The sequence below is a fragment of the Bradyrhizobium sp. 45 genome, assembly GCF_023073155.1.
Taxonomy (GTDB): domain Bacteria; phylum Pseudomonadota; class Alphaproteobacteria; order Rhizobiales; family Xanthobacteraceae; genus Bradyrhizobium; species Bradyrhizobium canariense_D.
In genome coordinates this window covers 1-17,295 of the sequence record NZ_JADPIX010000010.1, presented here as the reverse complement: position 1 = coordinate 17,295, position 17,295 = coordinate 1, and the positions used below count along the sequence as shown (strand labels likewise).

Genomic DNA, 17,295 nt, shown 5'->3' with positions numbered 1-17,295 from the left:
TGACGAAGAAGAAACAGAAAGACGGGAGTAGGCCATGCTGGCTGATCGCATTGAGGCAAAATGGATCGACGCATTTTGCGAGATTTTTGAGCGATGCGCCGTCAAGGCCGGCGATACCGCGGCGATCCTCTCGGAAACCCAGTCACGTGCGTTGAATGTTCACCTGGCGGAGCTCGCGCTGCTGCGCCTGGGCGCGCGACCGTTTCACGTGGTCATGCCGACCCCGCGTAACCGGAATATCGTTCCGGTTCGCTCGACAGGGGCGAGCGAGGCGATCCAGCGGCTCGGCCCGGTCATCACGGCGCTTCAACAGGCCGGCTTTGTGGTGGATTGCACCATCGAGGGCCTGATGCATGCGGTGGAGACACCCGAGATCCTCAAAGCCGGCGCGCGCATCCTGGTGATCTCCAACGAGCATCCCGAAGCGCTGGAGCGGATGGTGCCGGATTCCGCGCTCGAGAAGCGCGTTCGCGCGGCGGCGAAGATGCTGCGCGGGACCAAGCGGATGCGGGTGACGTCAAAAGCCGGCACGGCGCTCGACGTCGATATGGTCGGCGCGTCCACGGTCGGCGTTTGGGGCTGGACGGACAAGCCCGGTACGCTGGCGCATTGGCCCGGGGGCATCGTCGTCAGCTTCCCCAAGAGCGGAACGATCAACGGCACGCTGGTGATGGCGCCCGGCGACATCAACCTGACCTTCAAGCGTTACCTGACCTCGCCGGTGAAGATGACACTGAGGGACGATTATGTTGTCGAGCTGGAAGGCGAGGGCACTGATGCCGCAATGATGCGTGCCTATCTTGCCGCCTGGGGCGATCGGGAAGCCTATGCGGTCTCGCATGTCGGGTTCGGCATGAATCCGGGTGCGCGCTACGAGGCGCTGTCGATGTATGACCAGCGCGACACCAACGGCACCGAAATTCGCGCTGTCTCCGGCAACTTTCTGTTCTCGACCGGTGCCAACGAATTCGCTGGCCGCTACACGGCGGGTCATTTCGATCTGCCGATAATGGGGACGACGATCGAGCTCGATGGCGTCGCGGTGGTGCGTGAAGGGGTGCTTCAGAACGTCTTCGGCTAGGTCCGATCGAGCACAGGCGGGCGAGCCAGGTCAAAGTGCCGGAGCAGGTCGACCATGGCCTGAAGCCGTTTTGCTCGATAGGCGTCGACGTCCATGCCGGAATAATCGAGAAAGCCTGCGCCCGTGCGCAGGCCGATCCGGCCTTCGTGCATGTTGCGGCTAATGACGTCCGGTGCGCGATAGCGGTCGCTGCCGAGTGCGCCCTCGAGATAGCGGCTGGCGTAGTACAAAATGTCGCCGCCACCCCAATCGATGAATTCGAGCAGCCCAAGCACGGCGTAGCGGAAGCCGAAACCGTAGCGGATCGCCTTGTCGATCTCCTCGGCGCTGGCGACGCCTTCTTCGACCATGCGCGCGGCCTCGTTCATTGCCAGCGCCTGGATGCGCGGGACGATGAAGCCGGGAGACGCTGCGCAGACCACCGGCACCTTGCCGATGCCTTCGAGTAGCGCCTTGACCTCCTCGATGATGCCTGGATCGGTGGCCTTGCCTGGCGAAACCTCGACCAGCGGAATCAGATAGGCCGGATTGAGCCAGTGCACATTGAGGAAGCGGCGAGGATTCACGATCGCGCCTGAGAGATCGTCGACGAGGATGGTCGACGTCGTCGATGCGATGATCGTATCGGGGCCGACTTGTTTTGAGGCCGCCCCCAGCACGTCCCGCTTCAGCTCGACGATCTCGGGGACCCCTTCGAAGACTATTCCCGCATCGGACAGTGCCGCCGCGCTCTGGCTGGCGGGCACCACCGAGACCCGCGCGATCAGCGGATCGACATCCGCCTCGGTCAGTAGCCCCAGCTTCGCCAGGTTGGCAAAGGTCTTGCTGACTTCGCCGAGCGCATCTGCCTCGAGCCTGGCGAAATCTTCGGCTGAACGGGCCTTGATGTCGATCATCGTGACCATATGCCCGGCATATGCAAACGCGACGGCGATGCCGCGGCCCATGCGGCCGGCCCCGAGACAGGCGATTGTGGCTCGGTTGGTCATCGATCAAAATCCCTTGCGAAGAAGCGTCTGCAAAGCGGCCTTGTCGAGATTGCCGAGGCCCAGCGTCTCGAGGGTTCGGCCGCCTTGCGTAAAATCCTCACCGCAGATTGCGCCACCGATGGCCAGAAATCCCTTGGCCAGCGGCGTAGCCACGCCCGCGAGGCCGGCGACAGAGACCAGCAGCGATAGCCCAAGCCGCAAATCCTCTCTCATGTAGCGGTGCTCAGTCAGCACGATCTGCTCGCGCCAGTCGCCGGAATCGGTCAGCCGGTCGTGCGAGCCGCGGCCATACATCCAGATCTCGCCTTCCTTGGCATAGTGATGGGTGAGCGGAAAATGCGGCGCGCCATACCCGAGCGCCTCACGCACGGCCATCCGTTCGGCATCGAGCGCGTCGGTGACACGGCGAATCGCGGCTTGCGTTCCTTCCTTGTGGATGTCCCACTTCTCGAAATGCTCGATCGGGCCAGCATTCATCACGATCAGCGGCGGATGGATAATCGGGCCTGCGTTCATGAGCGCACCGGAGAGAGCATCTCCGCACGGCTCGACCGCGCCGGGGAAAGCCTGTCCGATCACCTCAAGTGCGCGCGGCGCCTGATCGAGCGGGAAAACGCCGACCGGCAGTCGCTTGGCGCGGATGGTGATCGCCACCTCGAATGGTCCGTGCTTGCGGGTCAGCCAGGGCAAGGTCCCGGTTTCGGCAAAGCACGCCTTGGCGTGGTTGCCGGCATCCCGCGCAGCCTGGGCGAAGATCATCGAGCCGAACGTGGCCGGCGGCAGAAACACGACCTGTCCATCCCGCAGATGTGGAGCAAGCAGGCGCGCGATATCAGTCTGCGCGAAGGCGGGGGCGGGGCACAGGATCAGCTCTACGCCGTTGACGGCCTCGGCGATGCCGGTCGTCACCAGCGCCAATTTCACGTCGTGACGGCCGTTATGATCCTTCACCAGGATGCGCGAGCCGGCGGCGCGATGTGCTGCGACTTGATCTGCGTCGCGGCGCCAGAGCCGGACCTCATGTCCCGACAGCGCAAAATCCCCCGCGGCCGCGAAAGAGCCGTTTCCCCCACCCAGAACCGCAATCTTCAAGATGCTTCTCCTTGCGTGCGCGATTGCGCATCAAGCTGTTTCAGCAGGAAATGCTGGACCTTGCCGAGCGCTGTGCGCGGCAGGTCCGTGACGAAAATGATGTCGCGCGGAACCTTGTAGCGGGCGAGCTGGGCCTGGAGATGCACTTTCAACGCGTCTGCTTCCAGTCGACCGCCGGATCGCGGGATCACATAGGCGATGGGCACTTCGTCCCAGCGTGGATCGGGCCGGCCGATCACGGCGCATTCGCTGACATCGGGATGTTCGAGCAGGACGCGTTCGACCTCCGCCGGATAGATGTTCTCGCCGCCGGAAATGATCATGTTCTTCTTGCGGTCGCGCACCCAGAAATAGCCGTCCGCGTCGCACAGGCCGATATCGCCGGTCCGATACCAGTCGTCGTGCAGCGCATCGCGCGTGGCGTCCGCATTGCCCCAATATTCGAAGAACACGTTGGGGCCGCGCACCGCGATCTCCCCCGGTGCGCCCGCCGGCACCTCGTTGCCGGCCTGATCAATCACTTTCGCTTCGCAGCACAGGCCGGCAAGTCCGGTCGAGCCCGCGCGCGAGAGATCGCCACCAAGCCGGGTGTAGACTGCAATGGGGCATGTTTCCGTCGAGCCGTAGACCTGGAGCACCGGGACGCCACGCGCGACGAAACGGTCGATCAGATGCGGCGGCACGATGGTCGAGCCGGTCGCGACGGCTTTGAGTGACGAAAGGTCGGTCGTGGTCCAGGCGGGATGCTCGCTTACGGCCTGGATGATCGCCGGCACCATCACGGTCAAGGTCGGCCGCTCCCGTTCGATGGCTGCAAGCGCGGTGTCCGGCGTGAAGCGTGCGTGAACCGTGACCATCGCGCCCAGCTGGAGCGCCGCCGTGGTTTGGATGTTGAGGCCACCGACGTGGAAGAACGGCAGCAGCGTCAGCACATGGTCATCGGACGTCATGTTGTGCATGTGCTGGCTCATGACGCCGTTCCAGAACAGCGCTTCTTGGCGCAGCACCGCGCCTTTCGGTCGTCCGGTCGTTCCCGATGTGTAGACAATGAGGAGCGGGCAGGAGAGATCGGTGTGCGGGTTGCGGCCGGTGCCCCGGCTCCGAGCCAACAGGTTTTCGAACGTCGTGCCGTGAGGCGGTTCGAAATCGAGCCCGACAATTGCAGTGCCCTCGAGTTCGGCAAGAATTCCCTCAAATGCCTGCTCGAGCACCAGGACCTTGGCGCCGGCATCATTGAGGATGAAAAGCTGCTCGGCGATCGCCAGACGCCAGTTCAGGGGCACCAGCATCGCGCCGAGCCGCGCGCAGGCATAGAGCAGAACCAGATAGTCCGGCCGGTTCAGGCTGAGGATGGCAACGCGGTCGCCGCGGCCGACGCCGAGCTCCTGCTTCAATGTCGCCGCCGTCCGCTCGATGCGTGCCGCGAACGCTGCATAGCTCAACCGTTCGCCTTCGAAGGCAATGGCTGTCTTGTCTGGCGCGAACGCCGCGTTGCGATCGATCAGACTGCAGAGATCCACCGTCAGTCGTCCGTTTCGCCGGGCTCGTACAGCGCTTCGCGCCCGATCCGGTCGAGGCAGAGCTCGGCGGTCCAGGGCAACATCAGCGAGCCGCAGCGGCTGTCGCGATAGATCCGCTCGAGCGGCAGCGAGCGGAGCATAGCCTGACCGCCACAGGTGCGGATCGCGAGCGCGGCGAGCTCATTGGCGCCCTCCATCACCGAATATTGCGCGGCATAGGCGCGCAGCACCTGCTCCTTGCTCGGGTTGGCGCGCGCCTCGGTGACCGCCTGGAACCAGATTGCCTTGATCTGCTCGAGCTTGATCTGCATCTGCGCGACCGCAATCTGCTTGGTCGGATACATCCTGCGCTTGACCGGCGGCATGCCCGGTACTTCGCCGCGCAAATATCGCACGGTGAAGTCATAGGCGGCTTGCGCAAGGCCCATATAGGTCGGCGACAGCGTCAGGAACATGTGCGGCCAGCGCATCGCGGCCTGGAAATAGACACCCCGCGGCATCAGCGCCGAATCTGCCGGCACGAACACGTCCTTGAACAGCAGCGTGCGCGAGACCGTTCCGCGCATGCCGAGCGGATCCCAGTCGCCGACGACCGAAACGCCTTCCGATTTTGCAGGGATGGCGAGGTAAAGCGTATTGCGGCGCGAAGCCTTTTCGCCTTCCGCGATCTCGGTGCAGAGAACGCCGTAATAGTCGGCATGGCCGGAGAGCGATGCAAAGATCTTCTTGCCGTTGACGATCCAGCCGCCCTCGATCGGCCTTGCTTGCGTGCCGAAAGCGACGCCGCCTGCCGCTGCCGCACCGCCCTCCGAAAAAGGCTGCGAATAGATCGCGCCGTCCTCGACGATGCGCTTGTAGTGGACTGCACGCCGCCCCTCGTGCTCGTTCCGGGTCTCTGCATCCATGTCGAGATCGTCGGCGAGCGGGCCCGACCACAGCGTCGAGCAGACATGCATGTTCCATGTGAGCGCAGTCGCGCCGCAATAGCGGCCGATTTCGGCTGCCGCGAGTGCGTAAGTTTGATAATTGGCCCCGAGCCCGCCATGCTTCTTGGGGACGGCAATACCGAGCAAGCCGACACGATGCAGGTCGCGATAATTCTCCGACGGGAAGATCGCCTCGCGGTCGTAAGTCGCTGCGCGGCCGGCGAACACGCTTTGGCCGATCTCGCGCGCCCGCGCGATGATGCCGGCCTGCTCGTCGCTCAGTCGGAATGCGACAGGATCGAAGATCGGCGCATCCAGCGCGACCTTGTCGGTTGCGCCGATGGTCTTGCTGACTTGCATGGTCATGGCGCAGTCATCCTACGTGTTGATCGCGACGGAGTTCAGGAACCGGCCGAGGGCCTCGTCAAAGGCATCGGGGCGCTCAAGGTTTGCAAGATGGCCGACACCGGCCAATTCGACATACTCGGCAGATGGAATGTAGGTCGCCGTCTTCGCCATCATTGGGGCTGGTGCGTTGTTGTCCTTGGAGCCGGACAGCAGCAGCGTCGGGATGGAAATGTCCTTGAGGGTGCTGCGTTGGTCGAAGCCAATCAACGCCAGCATCATGGCGCGATAGGTCGCCTCGGGCACGCTTGCCATGCACTCGCGTGCAAGCTCCATTCCCTTGGGATCAGGATCGTCGCCCACCAGTTCCTTCACTAGAGAGGGCGCCAGCGACTTCATCGTTTCGCCGCGATCGAGCGGCCCCAGCCGTGCGGCGATAAACGATGTCTGCCAATCGCCGTCGGCCTTGCCGAAGGCGGGGCTGGTCTGCGCCAGCACGACCGCGCGCGCCGGTTTCGCGGATTGCACCAGCCATTGCTGAACGATCATGCCGCCGATGGAATGCCCGACCAGAATTGGCTTGCTCGCACCAAGCTGCTCGATGAATCGCTGAAGCGCATCCGCCAGGGCAGCAATGCTGACGCTGGCGAGCGGCGCCGATCCGCCATAGCCCGGCATGTCCCATGCAATCGCGTGAAAGCGGTCGCCGAATGTGGCAAGCTGCCTCCGCCAGGCCCGTGCCGCACCGCCGATGCCATGCAGGAAAATCAGAGGTGTCCCGCCCGGATCGCCCGCGGCTTCATAGGCGAAGCGGCCGTCCTTTGTTATCATTGGCGCAGGCTGCGACACGCGACATCCTTTTGCTCGGCCCTTCGATGCTAACAGGCCTGTGAGGGATGGGAAGAGATAATTTTATACTTAAAGCAATTTTCGGGCCGCTCTTCGGCGTGCGGTTGTTCGCGGGGCGAGTGAGCTTCGTTTGCAAAAGTTTGAAGGTTAAAATATATCGGGAAGAGCGATTAGCTGAATGCAAGGAAGCCAGCGCATGTCCGGATTACCGCATTCGCCGCACGCGCTGGTGACCGGGGGCGGTCGCGGCATCGGTCGCGCCATCGCAGCAGCGCTCGTCGAGGCCGGTGCCACGGTGACTGTCCTTGGGCGGAACGCTGCGACGCTTGAAGAGGCTGTTAGCGCAGGGGCAGCGCATTTTGCGGCCGTCGCCGACGTCTCGGACGAAACCTCAATGAAAGTCGCCATCGCTGAAGCGAGCGCGCGGAAGCCGATCGATATCCTAATCGCCAACGCGGGAAGCGCCGAGTCCGCGCCGTTCTCCAAATCCGACAGCGCCCTGTTCGCGCGCATGATGGACGTCAATTTCATGGGCGTGGTCCATGCTGTCAGCGCTGTGCTGCCCGGGATGAAGGACCGTCCCTATGGTCGTATCGTCGCGATCGCGTCCACGGCGGGGCTCAAGGGATACGCCTATGTCAGTGCTTACACCGCGGCCAAGCACGCTGTGGTCGGTCTCGTGCGGTCTCTCGCTCTCGAGATGGCCGGCAGCAACGTGACCGTCAACGCGGTGTGTCCCGGTTTCACCGACACCGATCTCGTCGCCGGCAGCATCGAGAACATCATGAAAAAGACGGGGCGCAGCCGCGAGCAGGCCATTGCCGATCTCGCGAAACATAATCCGCAAGGGCGATTGATCTCTCCTCGCGAGGTCGCGGATGCCGTGCTCTGGCTGTGCGGCGAGGGCGCCGGCGCAATCACCGGGCAGGCAATCGCTGTTGCCGGTGGTGAGATTTAGCGCGCATGGCAAAGGTGCGGAGCAAGGAAGCCAAGGAGATCGTATGAGCAGACCAGCCAATCCCGTGACCTTACCGCTTGCGGACTATTCGCCGCAGCACTTCCTGCTGGCCGTCGTCGATGGTGTTGCAACCGTGACACTCAATCGTCCGGAACGAAAGAATCCGCTGACCTTCGAGAGCTATCGCGAACTGACCGATTTCTTTCGCGCCTGCGCGTTCGACGATGCGGTCAAGTCCATCGTCATGACCGGCGCCGGCGCCAATTTCTCGTCCGGCGGCGATGTGTTCGAGATCATCGGGCCGCTCGTGAAGATGGACACCAAGGGGCTGACGGCGTTTACGCGGATGACCGGCGATCTCGTCAAAGCGATGCGGGCCTGTCCGCAGCCGATCGTTGCCGCGGTTGAAGGCATCTGCGCCGGCGCGGGCGCGATCATCGCGATGGCATCGGACATGCGGCTTGCGGCGAGCGGGGCCAAGGTCGCGTTCCTCTTCAACAAGGTGGGCCTTGCCGGTTGTGACATGGGCGCCTGCGCGATCCTGCCGCGGATCATCGGACAGTCCCGCGCCTCCGAGTTGCTCTACACCGGCCGGTTCATGACTGCGGAGGAGGGCGAGCGCTGGGGCTTCTTCAGCCGCCTCGTCACCCCGGAGCAGGTGCTGCCCCAGGCACAAGTGCTCGCCAAGCAAATCGCGGAGGGACCGACCTTCGCCAACACCATGACCAAGCGGATGCTGGCCATGGAATGGGCGATGTCGGTGGAGGAGGCGATCGAGGCGGAGGCTATTGCTCAGGCGCTGTGCATGACGACGGCCGATTTCGAACGGGCCTTCGAGGCTTTCGCCAATAAGGTCAAGCCGGTCTTCAGGGGCGACTAAGCCGGGCTTTGCCGGCAGCCTCTGCAATGGGGACTTGCGCGAGATTATTTTAGGCTTAAAATAGTTTCGGCGGGTTGAATTGGCGAGGCTCCCATGAAAGTCGCGATCATCGGTGGCGGACCTGCGGGTCTCTACGCTGCAATCCTGCTCAAGAAGCAGCGACCGAGCGCCGAGATCGCGGTATACGAGCGCAACCGCGCCGACGACACCTTCGGCTTCGGCGTGGTGTTCTCGGACGCCACGCTCGATAATTTCGAGAAGCACGACCTTCCGAGCTATCGCCGCATCACCCAGGAATTCGCCTACTGGGACGACATCGCAGTGCACTTCCGCGGAACGGTCCATCGGGTCGGCGGCAACGGCTTTTGTGGCTGCTCGCGGCAGAAGCTGCTCCTGATCCTGCAGGCGCGCGCGCGCGAACTGGGCGTCGTCCTGAATTTCGAAGCGGACGTCGAAGACGAATCCCGCTTCGCCGACGCCGATCTCATCCTGGTCGCTGACGGCATCAACAGCCGCTTCCGCGACAAATACGTCGATCATTTCGAGCCGGAAGTCGACCTCCGGACCAACAAATTCGCCTGGATGGGCTCGACCAGGCCGCTGGATGCCTTCACCTTCATCTTTCAGGAGACGGAGTGGGGTCCGTTCATTGCCCATGCCTATCAATATGAAGCCGGACATTCGACCTGGATTTTTGAGACTGATCCGGAGACGTTTGAACGCGCCGGGCTGACAGGGCTGAACGAGACCCAGTCGGCTACGCGAATGGCGGAGATCTTCGGCTGGTTCCTCGATGGGCACCAATTGCTCACCAACCGCTCGACGTGGCGCAACTTCCCAATGATCCGCAGCATGCGCTGGGTCAAGGACAACATGGTTCTGCTGGGCGACGCCAAGGCGAGCGCGCATTTCTCGATCGGCTCGGGCACCAAGCTCGCGATGGAAGACGCGATCGCGCTGGCTGACGCAATGGACAAGGCGCCCAGCATCAAGGCGGCGCTGGACGTCTACGAGCACGGCCGCCGCGAAGAGGTCGAGAAGACGCAGCACGCCGCTGACGTCTCGCTGGTCTGGTTCGAGCATGTCGACCGATTCTGGGATTTCGATCCCGTGCAGTTCGCCTTTGGCGTGATGACGCGCTCGAAGGCGATCACCTATGACAATCTGAAACTCCGCGCTCCCGACTTCGTGGCTGAAGTCGATAAGTCGTTTGCCAGGCAGGTTCGCAACAGCGGTTTCGAAGTCGACACCGAGAAGCCGATGGTGCCGCTGTTCCAGCCTTTCCGGCTGCGCGAGATGGAGATCGCCAATCGCGCCGTGGTGTCGCCGATGTGCATGTATTCCGCGAAGGAGGGCGTGCCGACGGATTTCCACCTGGTGCATTATGGATCGCGCGCGATCGGTGGTGCCGGCCTGATCTTCACGGAGATGACCTGCGTTACCCGCGACGCCCGCATCACGCCCGGCTGCACAGGATTGTGGAATGACGCGCAGGAGGCGTCCTGGCAGCGCATCGTGGATTTCGTCCATGCCAATTCAGCCGCAAAAATCTGCCTGCAACTGGGGCACGCCGGGCGCAAGGGTGCGACCAAGCTGATGTGGGACGGCATGGACCGTCCGCTGGACGAAGGCGGCTGGGAGGTGTTTTCGGCATCGCCGCTGCCCTATTTCCCCGACAGTCAGATTCCGCGTGAGCTCGATCGGGCCGGCATGAACGTAGTGAGAGATGCTTTCGTCGCGGCGGCCGAGCGCGGCGAACGCTGCGGCTTCGACATGCTCGAATTGCACTGCGCCCACGGCTATCTGCTTGCGAGCTTCATCTCGCCGCTGACGAACACCCGCACGGATGAGTATGGCGGCTCGCTCGAAAACCGCCTGCGCTTCCCGCTCGAGATCTTCGAGGCGCTGCGGGCCGTATGGCCGTCGCACAAGCCGATGTCGGTGCGCATTTCCGCGACCGATTGGGCCGAGGGTGGCATCGGCGGCGACGACGCGGTGGCGATCGCGCGGGCTTTTGCCGAAGCCGGCGTCGATCTCGTCGACGTCTCGACCGGGCAGACCGTGCGCGATGCGCAGCCGATCTATGGGCGCATGTTCCAGACCCCGTTTTCCGACCAGGTCCGCAATGAGGCGCGCGTGGCCACCATGTGCGTCGGCAACATCACGACGGCGGACCAGGCCAACACCATCCTGGCTGCCGGCCGGGCGGACCTGGTCGCGCTCGGGCGGCCGCATCTGGTCGATCCCTTCTTCACCATGCGGGCGGCGGCCTGGTACGGGGCGGACGACGCGTTCTGCCCGCCGCAATATCTTCCCGGAAAAGATCAGATTTTCCGCAACAGCGTGCGCGACCGGCAGGATCTCGAGGAGCTGAGAATTAAGGCTAAGCCCAAGACCCGGGCCGAGCTCAAGGCGGAGGCGACGAAGCCGCTTGCGGCGGAGTGACCGCCCGTGCGAATTTGGCCGCGTTGCCTGGTGTGTACCGAGTGGAGTGAGGGCGATGAAGGCGATTATCGTCGGTGGCGGTATCGGTGGTCTCACCACCGCGTTGATGCTGCGCTCGCGGGGCCTCGCTTGCGAGATCTTCGAGCAGTCCGACACCATCCGCGAGCTTGGCGTCGGCATCAACACGCTGCCGCATGCCATGCGCGAGCTGGCAGGCCTTGGTCTGCTCCAGCAGCTTGACGATGTCGCGATCCGCACCGACCAGCTCTATTACCTCAACCGTCACGGCCAGGAAGTCTGGCGCGAGGCCCGCGGCATCGACGCCGGCCACGATGTGCCGCAATTCTCGATCCACCGCGGTCGACTTCAGGGCGTCATCCATCGGGCTGTCGAGGAGCGGCTCGGGCCGGAGGCCATCCACACTGGCTGCCGCCTCGGTGCCTTCACGCAGGACGAGAGCGGCGTCACCGCTTACTTCTTCGACCGCTCAGGCGCGCACATCCATACCGCGCGCGGCGACATTCTAATTGGTGCCGACGGCATCCATTCGCGGGTCCGTGACACGCTCTTCCCGAGCGAGGGGCCGCCATGCTGGAACGGCCTGATGCTGTGGCGCGGTGCGCGGGATTGGCCACTGTTCCTTACCGGCAAATCGATGATCGTGGCCGGTGGCCTCAACGCCAAGGTGGTGATCTATCCAATCGCGGAGGGATCGAGCCCGGCGAGCCGTCTCACCAACTGGGCGGTGCTGGTGAAGGTCGGCGAGGGCAATGCCCCGCCGCCGCGGAAGGAAGACTGGTCGCGGCCGGGCCGGCGCGAGGAGCTGATGCCGCATGTGGCGCGCTTCTCGGTGCCCTACGTCGACGTGAAGAGCCTGATCTCGGCCACGCCCGAGTTCTACGAATATCCGACCTGCGACCGCGATCCGTTGCCCTATTGGTCGTCGGGCAGAGTTACGCTGCTCGGCGATGCCGCGCATCCGATGTATCCGGTCGGCTCAAATGGCGCCTCGCAGGCGATCCTCGATGCGCGCTGCCTCGCCGACGCACTGGTGCGCGCCGAGCATCCGCGCCAGGCATTGCTTGAATACGAGAAGAAGCGCCTGCCGATGACCGCGGATATCGTCCGCTCCAACAGGCGTGGCGGTCCCGAGGGCGTCATCGACGCCGTCGAGCAGCTCGCGCCTGATGGTTTCGACAATGTCGACAACGTGCTGAGCTATTCCCAGCGCGAGGCGATCGTGCGCGGCTATGCCACCAAGGCTGGCTTCGCCGCAGTGCCGGGACTTGCGGCGGTGCGGGCTTAAAGATGCCCTGCTAGCCGCCGGGAGGTGGCGGCAGGAAGTGGATGTTGAACTCGGCGGCCATCGCCACCACGTCCTCGGGCTTCTGTTCCTTCATGTTGTGGAGGCCCCAGAACAGGTCGAACAGCTTGCGGGTCGGTGACACCCAGAACAGCACCTTCGCGGTCTGCCCCGATTTGTTGAAGATGCCGTGCGGCACACCCATGCCGAGCCGGATCAGGTCGCCCGCGGTCGCCTGCGACTCGGAATTGCCGAGCATGAAATCGAGCTTGCCCTCCAGCATGTAGAGATATTCATCCTGGTCGGGATGGATGTGCGGCGGCACGAACGTGCCCGGTGGCAGCGTCGCATGCCAGGAGAAGCTGTGCTCCGTGTTGCTCTTCGGCACATAGGTCTGGCCAAGAATGTTCCAGGAGATGCCCTGGATACCCTCATTGGCCCGTGTAATGCCGGTGATTTCGCTCTTCATTGTGATCCTCCCTCAACGCGACGTGCGGCTTAGTTCGCCGCCTTGCAGTCCTTGGCGTAGCGGTCGCCGTAATTCTCAAAGACCTTCTGAACGATCTCGGTCTGGAACTTGCCGTCCGCGCGCTTGGCGACCTTGGTCAGGTAGAAATCCTGGATCGGATAACCATTGGTGTTGAACTTGAAGGCGCCGCGCAGCGAGGTGAAGTCGGCCTTTTTCAGAGCGGCCGCGACCGCATCCTTGTTGGAGAGATCGCCCTTCACGGCTTTGACGGCGCTGTCGATCAGCATCGCGGCATCATACGCCTGGAAGGCGTAGGTGCCGGGCACGCCGTTATAGGCGGCCTCGTAGGCGGCGACGAACTTCTTGTTCTGGGGATTGTCGAGATTGGGCGCCCAGTTCGCGCCGCCGAACATGCCGACCGCCGCGTCCTGCTGCGCCGGTAAGGTCGATTCATCCACCGTGAAAGCCGAGAGCACCGGAATGGTGTCGGCGAGGCCGGCCTGCTTGTATTGCTTGACGAGATTGACCCCGAGGCCGCCGGGCATGAACGTGAAGAGCGCATCCGGTTTCTGCGATGAAATCTTGGAAAGCTCCGGCTGGAAGTCCAGCGTGTTGAGCGGCATGTAGGATTCCTCGACGATCTCACCCTTGTAGTCGAGCTTGAAGCCGGCGACCGAGTCCTTGCCGGCCTGATAATTCGGCACCATCAGATACATGCGCTTGTAGCCGCGATCCTGCGCGACCTTGCCGAGGATTTCGTGCACCTGATCGTTCTGATACGAGGTCACATAGAAGAACGGGTTGCAATCCTTGCCGGCAAAAGTGGATGGGCCGGCATTGGGGCTGATCAGGAAGGTTTTCGATTCCGTCACCGGCCGGTGGATCGCCTGAAGGATGTTGGAGAAGATCGGGCCGACCACGAAGTCGACCTTGTCGCGCTCCAGAAGCCCCTTGACCTTGGTGACCGCTGCGTCCGGCTTCAATTCGTCGTCGACCACTACGACCTCGACTTCGCGGCCGCCCATCTTGCCGCCGAGATCCTTGACCCCGAGCGCAAAGCCGTCGCGAACCTGTTGGCCGAGTGCAGCGGCGGGTCCCGACAGGGTCACGATCACCCCCAGCTTGATCTTCTCCTGGGCGAGGGAAGGACTCACCGCGGTGCCAAGCAGCAAGGCGGCTGCGGCCAACGTCATTTGCGTCTTCATGATCTGTCCCCCGTGACAACAGGACTTGCGCTGCAAGCCGCTACTCCAATCCAAGTTTATGCCGATGATTGCTGCCGCGGCAAGCGAGCTCAAAGCGTCGTCATCCGGCGGGCAGCGGTGCATGCAAGTGGCGCGCCAATTATTTGAAGCCTAAAGAAATCGGCATGGGGTTGATTGTTGCGGCTTTACGCTTGCAGCCGGCGTCGATTTATTTGAAGCTCAAAACGTGGGGATCCGTGCCGGGCGCCAATGCCGGCCGTGAGTGACTGCATCAACATGCTCGATTCCGAGACCAAGGCCGTCGAAACTCCGGAGGATCACGCCGAAGAGCTTCGGCTGTGGCTGCGCCTCTTGACCTGCACGACCCTGATCGAGGGCGAGGTTCGTGGCCGGTTGCGGCAGCGCTTCGACGTCACATTGCCCCGTTTCGACCTGATGGCGCAGCTCGACAAGGCACCCGACGGCATGACGCTGTCCGACGTCTCCAAGCGCATGATGGTCTCGAACGGCAACGTCACCGGTCTGGTCGAGCGCCTCGTGGAATCCGGTCATCTCGACCGCCGCACGTCGGAGACCGACCGCCGCGTCCAGGTCATCCGGCTGACTAAACTCGGTCGCGCCGAGTTTCGCAGAATGGCCGCGGAACACGAGACTTGGATCGCCGATCTCTTCGCCGATCTGACGCCGAAGGATGTGCGCGAATTGATGCGGCTGCTCGCCAAGACCAAGGCATCGGCGCAGAAATCGGCCGCTCGCCGCCGGGCGTAGGTCCGCGGCTGAGGCACCACCAATCCCGTTGCCGCCGGAAAAAGCACGGGATGCCCAAAATCCGCTATTGCGCGAAATTGCTTTAAGCCTAAAATGTTTCCGAGTGAGTGCTGCCGGGTGCTTTCCATGCTGAAAGGAGCGTGCGATGGCCAACGCCGCCAAGGTTCAAATCTCGGGCTCGCATGACGACAATGCCGCGACAGCCCATGTCGATGCGTTCGCGCGGCAGCATCTTCCGCCACGCGAGCTCTGGCCGGAATTCATCTTCACACGACCGGAACTGCAATATCCGCCCCGCCTGAACTGCGTCAGCTATTTCCTAGACCGCTGGGTCGAGCAGGGACATGGCGACGCTGCCTGCGTGATCAGCCCCGCCGTCAGCTACACCTATCGTGAGCTGCAAACGCTCGTGAACCGCATCGCCAATGTGCTGGTCGGCAAGCTTGGTCTCGTCACCGGCGGGCGCGTGCTGCTTCGCTCGGCCAACAATCCGATGATGGTCGCGACCTATCTGGCGGTGATCAAGGCCGGAGGCATTGTGGTGGCGACGATGCCGCTGTTGCGCGCCAAGGAGCTGTCCTATCCGATCCAGAAGGCGGAGATCACACTCGCGCTCTGCGATGGCAAGCTCGCCGAGGAAATGGAGAAAGCGAAAGCCGCAGCCCCCAGCCTCAAGCGCGTGGTCTATTGGGGCACCGCCAGTGGCGACTCGCTCGAGGCGCTGATGGGGGATGCAAGTCCGGAGTTCAAAGCCGTCGATACTGCATCCGACGACGTCTGCCTGATCGCGTTCACGTCGGGCACGACCGGCGATCCCAAGGGCACCATGCATTTCCACCGTGACATGCTGGCGGTCTGCGATGGTTATGCGCGCAACATCCTGCGGGCGGAGCAGAAGGATCGCTTCGTCGGCTCTGCACCGCTCGCCTTCACGTTCGGCTTCGGCGGCGTGCTGTTTCCGATGCACATCGGCGCCTCCTTTGTCGTTCTGGAGAAGACGGCGCCCGACGACATTCTGAATGCGATCGAGCAGTACAAGACCACGGTCTGTTTCACCGCGCCGACCGCGTACCGGGCGATGATTGGCAAGCTTCCGGGCCGCGATATTTCCTCGCTTCGCAAATGCGTGTCCGCCGGCGAGACGCTGCCCAAGCCGACATTCGATGCCTGGCTAAAGGCGACCGGCATCAAGCTGATGGACGGCATCGGCTCGACCGAGCTGCTGCACATCTTCATCAGCGCGACCGAGGACGAGATCCGCCCCGGTGCGACGGGCAAGCCGGTGCCGGGGTATGAAGCGAAGATCGTCGACGATTCCGGCAATGATTTGCCGCCGGGCACGATGGGACGGCTCGCGGTCCGCGGGCCGACCGGATGCCGCTATCTCGCCGACGAGCGGCAGCGCAAATACGTCCAGAACGGCTGGAACATCACGGGCGACACCTATCTGATGGATAGCGACGGCTATTTCTGGTATCAGTCGCGCTCGGACGACATGATCGTGTCGGCCGGCTACAACATCGCAGGCACGGACGTCGAGGCGGCGCTGCTCACGCATCCCTCGGTCGTCGAATGCGGGGTCGTCGGCGCGCCAGACGAGGCGCGCGGCATGATCGTGAAGGCCTATGTCGTTGCCGCGCCGGGCGTAACGCCGGATGCCGAGCTCGTGGCTGCGTTGCAGGAGCATGTCAAACGCGAGATCGCGCCATACAAATATCCGCGCGCGATCGAGTTCGTGACGCAACTACCGAAGACCGAGACCGGCAAACTAAAGCGCTTTGCCCTGCGGCAACTGGCGCAGACCGCGGTGCCGTCCTCCGGCGTCGCGGCGGAATAGAAGGATAGAAAATTGTCAGTGACCACGCCGAAAGGCCCGCACCTCGCGGTGCTGCCGACAACAGCCGAGGATAAAACCCGCTCCAGGGCGCAGGTGCTCCAGCCGTCCGGTTGGCCGGTACCGAAAGGCTATGCCAACGGCATGGCCGCCGAGGGACGCATCGTCGTCACTGGCGGCGTCATCGGCTGGGATGACGAGGAGCGTCTCGCGGAGGGTTTTGTCGCGCAGGTGCGCCAAACCCTAGGCAACATCGCCGCGATCCTTGCGGAGGCCGGCGCGCAGCCCGAGCATCTGATGCGCCTGACCTGGTACGTCGTCGACATGGACGAGTACCTGACGAACCTGAAAGAGCTCGGCAAGGCCTACCGCGCGATCTTCGGCGCGCACTACCCGGCGATGGCGCTGGTTCAGGTCGTCCGGCTCGTCGAGAAGGCGGCGCGCGTCGAAATCGAAGCCACCGCCGTCATTCCGCGCTGAACCGACGGCTGGCCCAGCTCGTCTTTTTTAGGTTCGCCTTGGCGAGATCACCTAGCATTACAGTTGCTTTTGTTGCGGGCTTCTGAATCCATGGGCAACCATGATTCGAATGTCGTGGGCGCGGGCCGCGTCGGTTGAGGCGACGCTTGCG

General features: G+C 63.2%; 15 protein-coding genes. 8 read left to right on the top strand and 7 right to left on the bottom strand.

Features of this window, described 5'->3' with window-relative positions; all coding sequences use genetic code 11:
* Positions 1–34: 34 nt before the first annotated feature.
* Positions 35–1,081 carry a peptidase M29 gene (locus tag IVB42_RS01660; protein WP_247398468.1) on the top strand — a complete coding sequence of 349 codons (1,047 nt, stop codon included), beginning with the start codon at positions 35–37 and terminating at the stop codon, positions 1,079–1,081.
* Here IVB42_RS01660 and IVB42_RS01655 read toward each other — a convergent pair.
* The 5 genes from IVB42_RS01655 to IVB42_RS01635 are packed head-to-tail and all read right to left on the bottom strand — an operon-like array spanning position 1,078 to position 6,802.
* Positions 1,078–2,070, bottom strand: coding sequence for a 3-hydroxybutyryl-CoA dehydrogenase (locus IVB42_RS01655; RefSeq protein WP_247469640.1), 993 nt, complete (start codon positions 2,068–2,070; stop codon positions 1,078–1,080). The genes IVB42_RS01660 and IVB42_RS01655 overlap by 4 nt on opposite strands.
* A 3-nt stretch (positions 2,071–2,073) precedes the next feature.
* Entirely contained in the window at positions 2,074–3,162 is a 1,089-nt protein-coding gene (locus IVB42_RS01650; RefSeq protein ID WP_247361463.1) for an NAD/NADP-dependent octopine/nopaline dehydrogenase family protein, read from the bottom strand.
* Positions 3,159–4,682: a long-chain-fatty-acid--CoA ligase gene (locus tag IVB42_RS01645; RefSeq protein WP_247469639.1), complete on the bottom strand. Its 1,524-nt coding sequence runs from the start codon at positions 4,680–4,682 to the stop codon at positions 3,159–3,161. The genes IVB42_RS01650 and IVB42_RS01645 overlap by 4 nt, the downstream gene beginning before the upstream one ends.
* 2 nt (positions 4,683–4,684) lie before the next feature.
* Positions 4,685–5,974: an acyl-CoA dehydrogenase family protein gene (locus tag IVB42_RS01640; protein ID WP_247469638.1), complete on the bottom strand. Its 1,290-nt coding sequence runs from the start codon at positions 5,972–5,974 to the stop codon at positions 4,685–4,687.
* 12 nt (positions 5,975–5,986) lie between these two features.
* Entirely contained in the window at positions 5,987–6,802 is an 816-nt protein-coding gene (locus IVB42_RS01635; protein WP_247469637.1) for an alpha/beta hydrolase, read from the bottom strand.
* Between the two features lie 196 nt (positions 6,803–6,998).
* Between IVB42_RS01635 and IVB42_RS01630 the strand changes: the two genes are divergently transcribed.
* From IVB42_RS01630 to IVB42_RS01615, 4 genes are all read left to right on the top strand, one after another.
* Positions 6,999–7,760 (top strand): SDR family oxidoreductase, encoded by a 762-nt coding sequence (locus IVB42_RS01630; RefSeq protein ID WP_247469636.1) that lies wholly within the window; start codon positions 6,999–7,001, stop codon positions 7,758–7,760.
* Positions 7,761–7,803: 43 nt separating this feature from the next.
* Positions 7,804–8,640, top strand: a complete 837-nt coding sequence (locus tag IVB42_RS01625) for an enoyl-CoA hydratase family protein (RefSeq protein WP_247452905.1) — start codon at positions 7,804–7,806, stop codon at positions 8,638–8,640.
* Between the two features lie 93 nt (positions 8,641–8,733).
* The gene (locus tag IVB42_RS01620) at positions 8,734–11,085 is read left to right on the top strand and encodes a bifunctional salicylyl-CoA 5-hydroxylase/oxidoreductase (protein WP_247469635.1); all 2,352 of its coding nucleotides are present in this window, start codon (positions 8,734–8,736) and stop codon (positions 11,083–11,085) included.
* 55 nt (positions 11,086–11,140) lie between these two features.
* Complete coding sequence (locus IVB42_RS01615) at positions 11,141–12,391, top strand: flavin-dependent oxidoreductase (protein ID WP_247369609.1); 1,251 nt, start codon at positions 11,141–11,143, stop codon at positions 12,389–12,391.
* Positions 12,392–12,401: 10 nt separating this feature from the next.
* Here the strand turns inward: IVB42_RS01615 and IVB42_RS01610 are convergent, their stop codons facing one another.
* Both IVB42_RS01610 and IVB42_RS01605 read right to left on the bottom strand, forming a co-directional pair.
* The gene (locus IVB42_RS01610; protein WP_247361477.1) at positions 12,402–12,857 is read right to left on the bottom strand and encodes a cupin domain-containing protein; all 456 of its coding nucleotides are present in this window, start codon (positions 12,855–12,857) and stop codon (positions 12,402–12,404) included.
* Between the two features lie 29 nt (positions 12,858–12,886).
* Positions 12,887–14,062, bottom strand: coding sequence for an ABC transporter substrate-binding protein (locus IVB42_RS01605; RefSeq protein ID WP_247384078.1), 1,176 nt, complete (start codon positions 14,060–14,062; stop codon positions 12,887–12,889).
* A gap of 249 nt (positions 14,063–14,311) precedes the next feature.
* Here IVB42_RS01605 and IVB42_RS01600 point away from each other — a divergent pair, with 249 nt between their 5' ends.
* The 3 genes from IVB42_RS01600 (at position 14,312) to IVB42_RS01590 (ending at position 17,144) form a co-directional block, all read left to right on the top strand.
* Positions 14,312–14,830: a MarR family transcriptional regulator gene (locus tag IVB42_RS01600; protein WP_204511875.1), complete on the top strand. Its 519-nt coding sequence runs from the start codon at positions 14,312–14,314 to the stop codon at positions 14,828–14,830.
* Positions 14,831–14,975: 145 nt separating this feature from the next.
* Positions 14,976–16,667 carry a benzoate-CoA ligase family protein gene (locus tag IVB42_RS01595; protein WP_247335200.1) on the top strand — a complete coding sequence of 564 codons (1,692 nt, stop codon included), beginning with the start codon at positions 14,976–14,978 and terminating at the stop codon, positions 16,665–16,667.
* 12 nt (positions 16,668–16,679) lie between these two features.
* A complete protein-coding gene (locus IVB42_RS01590; protein WP_247469634.1) occupies positions 16,680–17,144 on the top strand; it encodes a RidA family protein in 465 nt (154 codons plus the stop codon).
* Positions 17,145–17,295: the final 151 nt, after the last annotated feature.

Bases quoted from the DNA above. Each gene is read 5' to 3' on its own strand.
- IVB42_RS01660 (WP_247398468.1), top strand. From the start codon at position 35: ATGCTGGCTGATCGCATTGAGGCAAAATGGATCGACGCATTTTGCGAG.
- IVB42_RS01655 (WP_247469640.1), bottom strand. From the start codon at position 2,070: ATGACCAACCGAGCCACAATCGCCTGTCTCGGGGCCGGCCGCATGGGC.
- IVB42_RS01640 (WP_247469638.1), bottom strand. From the start codon at position 5,974: ATGACCATGCAAGTCAGCAAGACCATCGGCGCAACCGACAAGGTCGCG.
- IVB42_RS01630 (WP_247469636.1), top strand. From the start codon at position 6,999: ATGTCCGGATTACCGCATTCGCCGCACGCGCTGGTGACCGGGGGCGGT.
- IVB42_RS01625 (WP_247452905.1), top strand. From the start codon at position 7,804: ATGAGCAGACCAGCCAATCCCGTGACCTTACCGCTTGCGGACTATTCG.
- IVB42_RS01620 (WP_247469635.1), top strand. From the start codon at position 8,734: ATGAAAGTCGCGATCATCGGTGGCGGACCTGCGGGTCTCTACGCTGCA.
- IVB42_RS01615 (WP_247369609.1), top strand. From the start codon at position 11,141: ATGAAGGCGATTATCGTCGGTGGCGGTATCGGTGGTCTCACCACCGCG.
- IVB42_RS01610 (WP_247361477.1), bottom strand. From the start codon at position 12,857: ATGAAGAGCGAAATCACCGGCATTACACGGGCCAATGAGGGTATCCAG.
- IVB42_RS01605 (WP_247384078.1), bottom strand. From the start codon at position 14,062: ATGAAGACGCAAATGACGTTGGCCGCAGCCGCCTTGCTGCTTGGCACC.
- IVB42_RS01600 (WP_204511875.1), top strand. From the start codon at position 14,312: ATGCCGGCCGTGAGTGACTGCATCAACATGCTCGATTCCGAGACCAAG.
- IVB42_RS01595 (WP_247335200.1), top strand. From the start codon at position 14,976: ATGGCCAACGCCGCCAAGGTTCAAATCTCGGGCTCGCATGACGACAAT.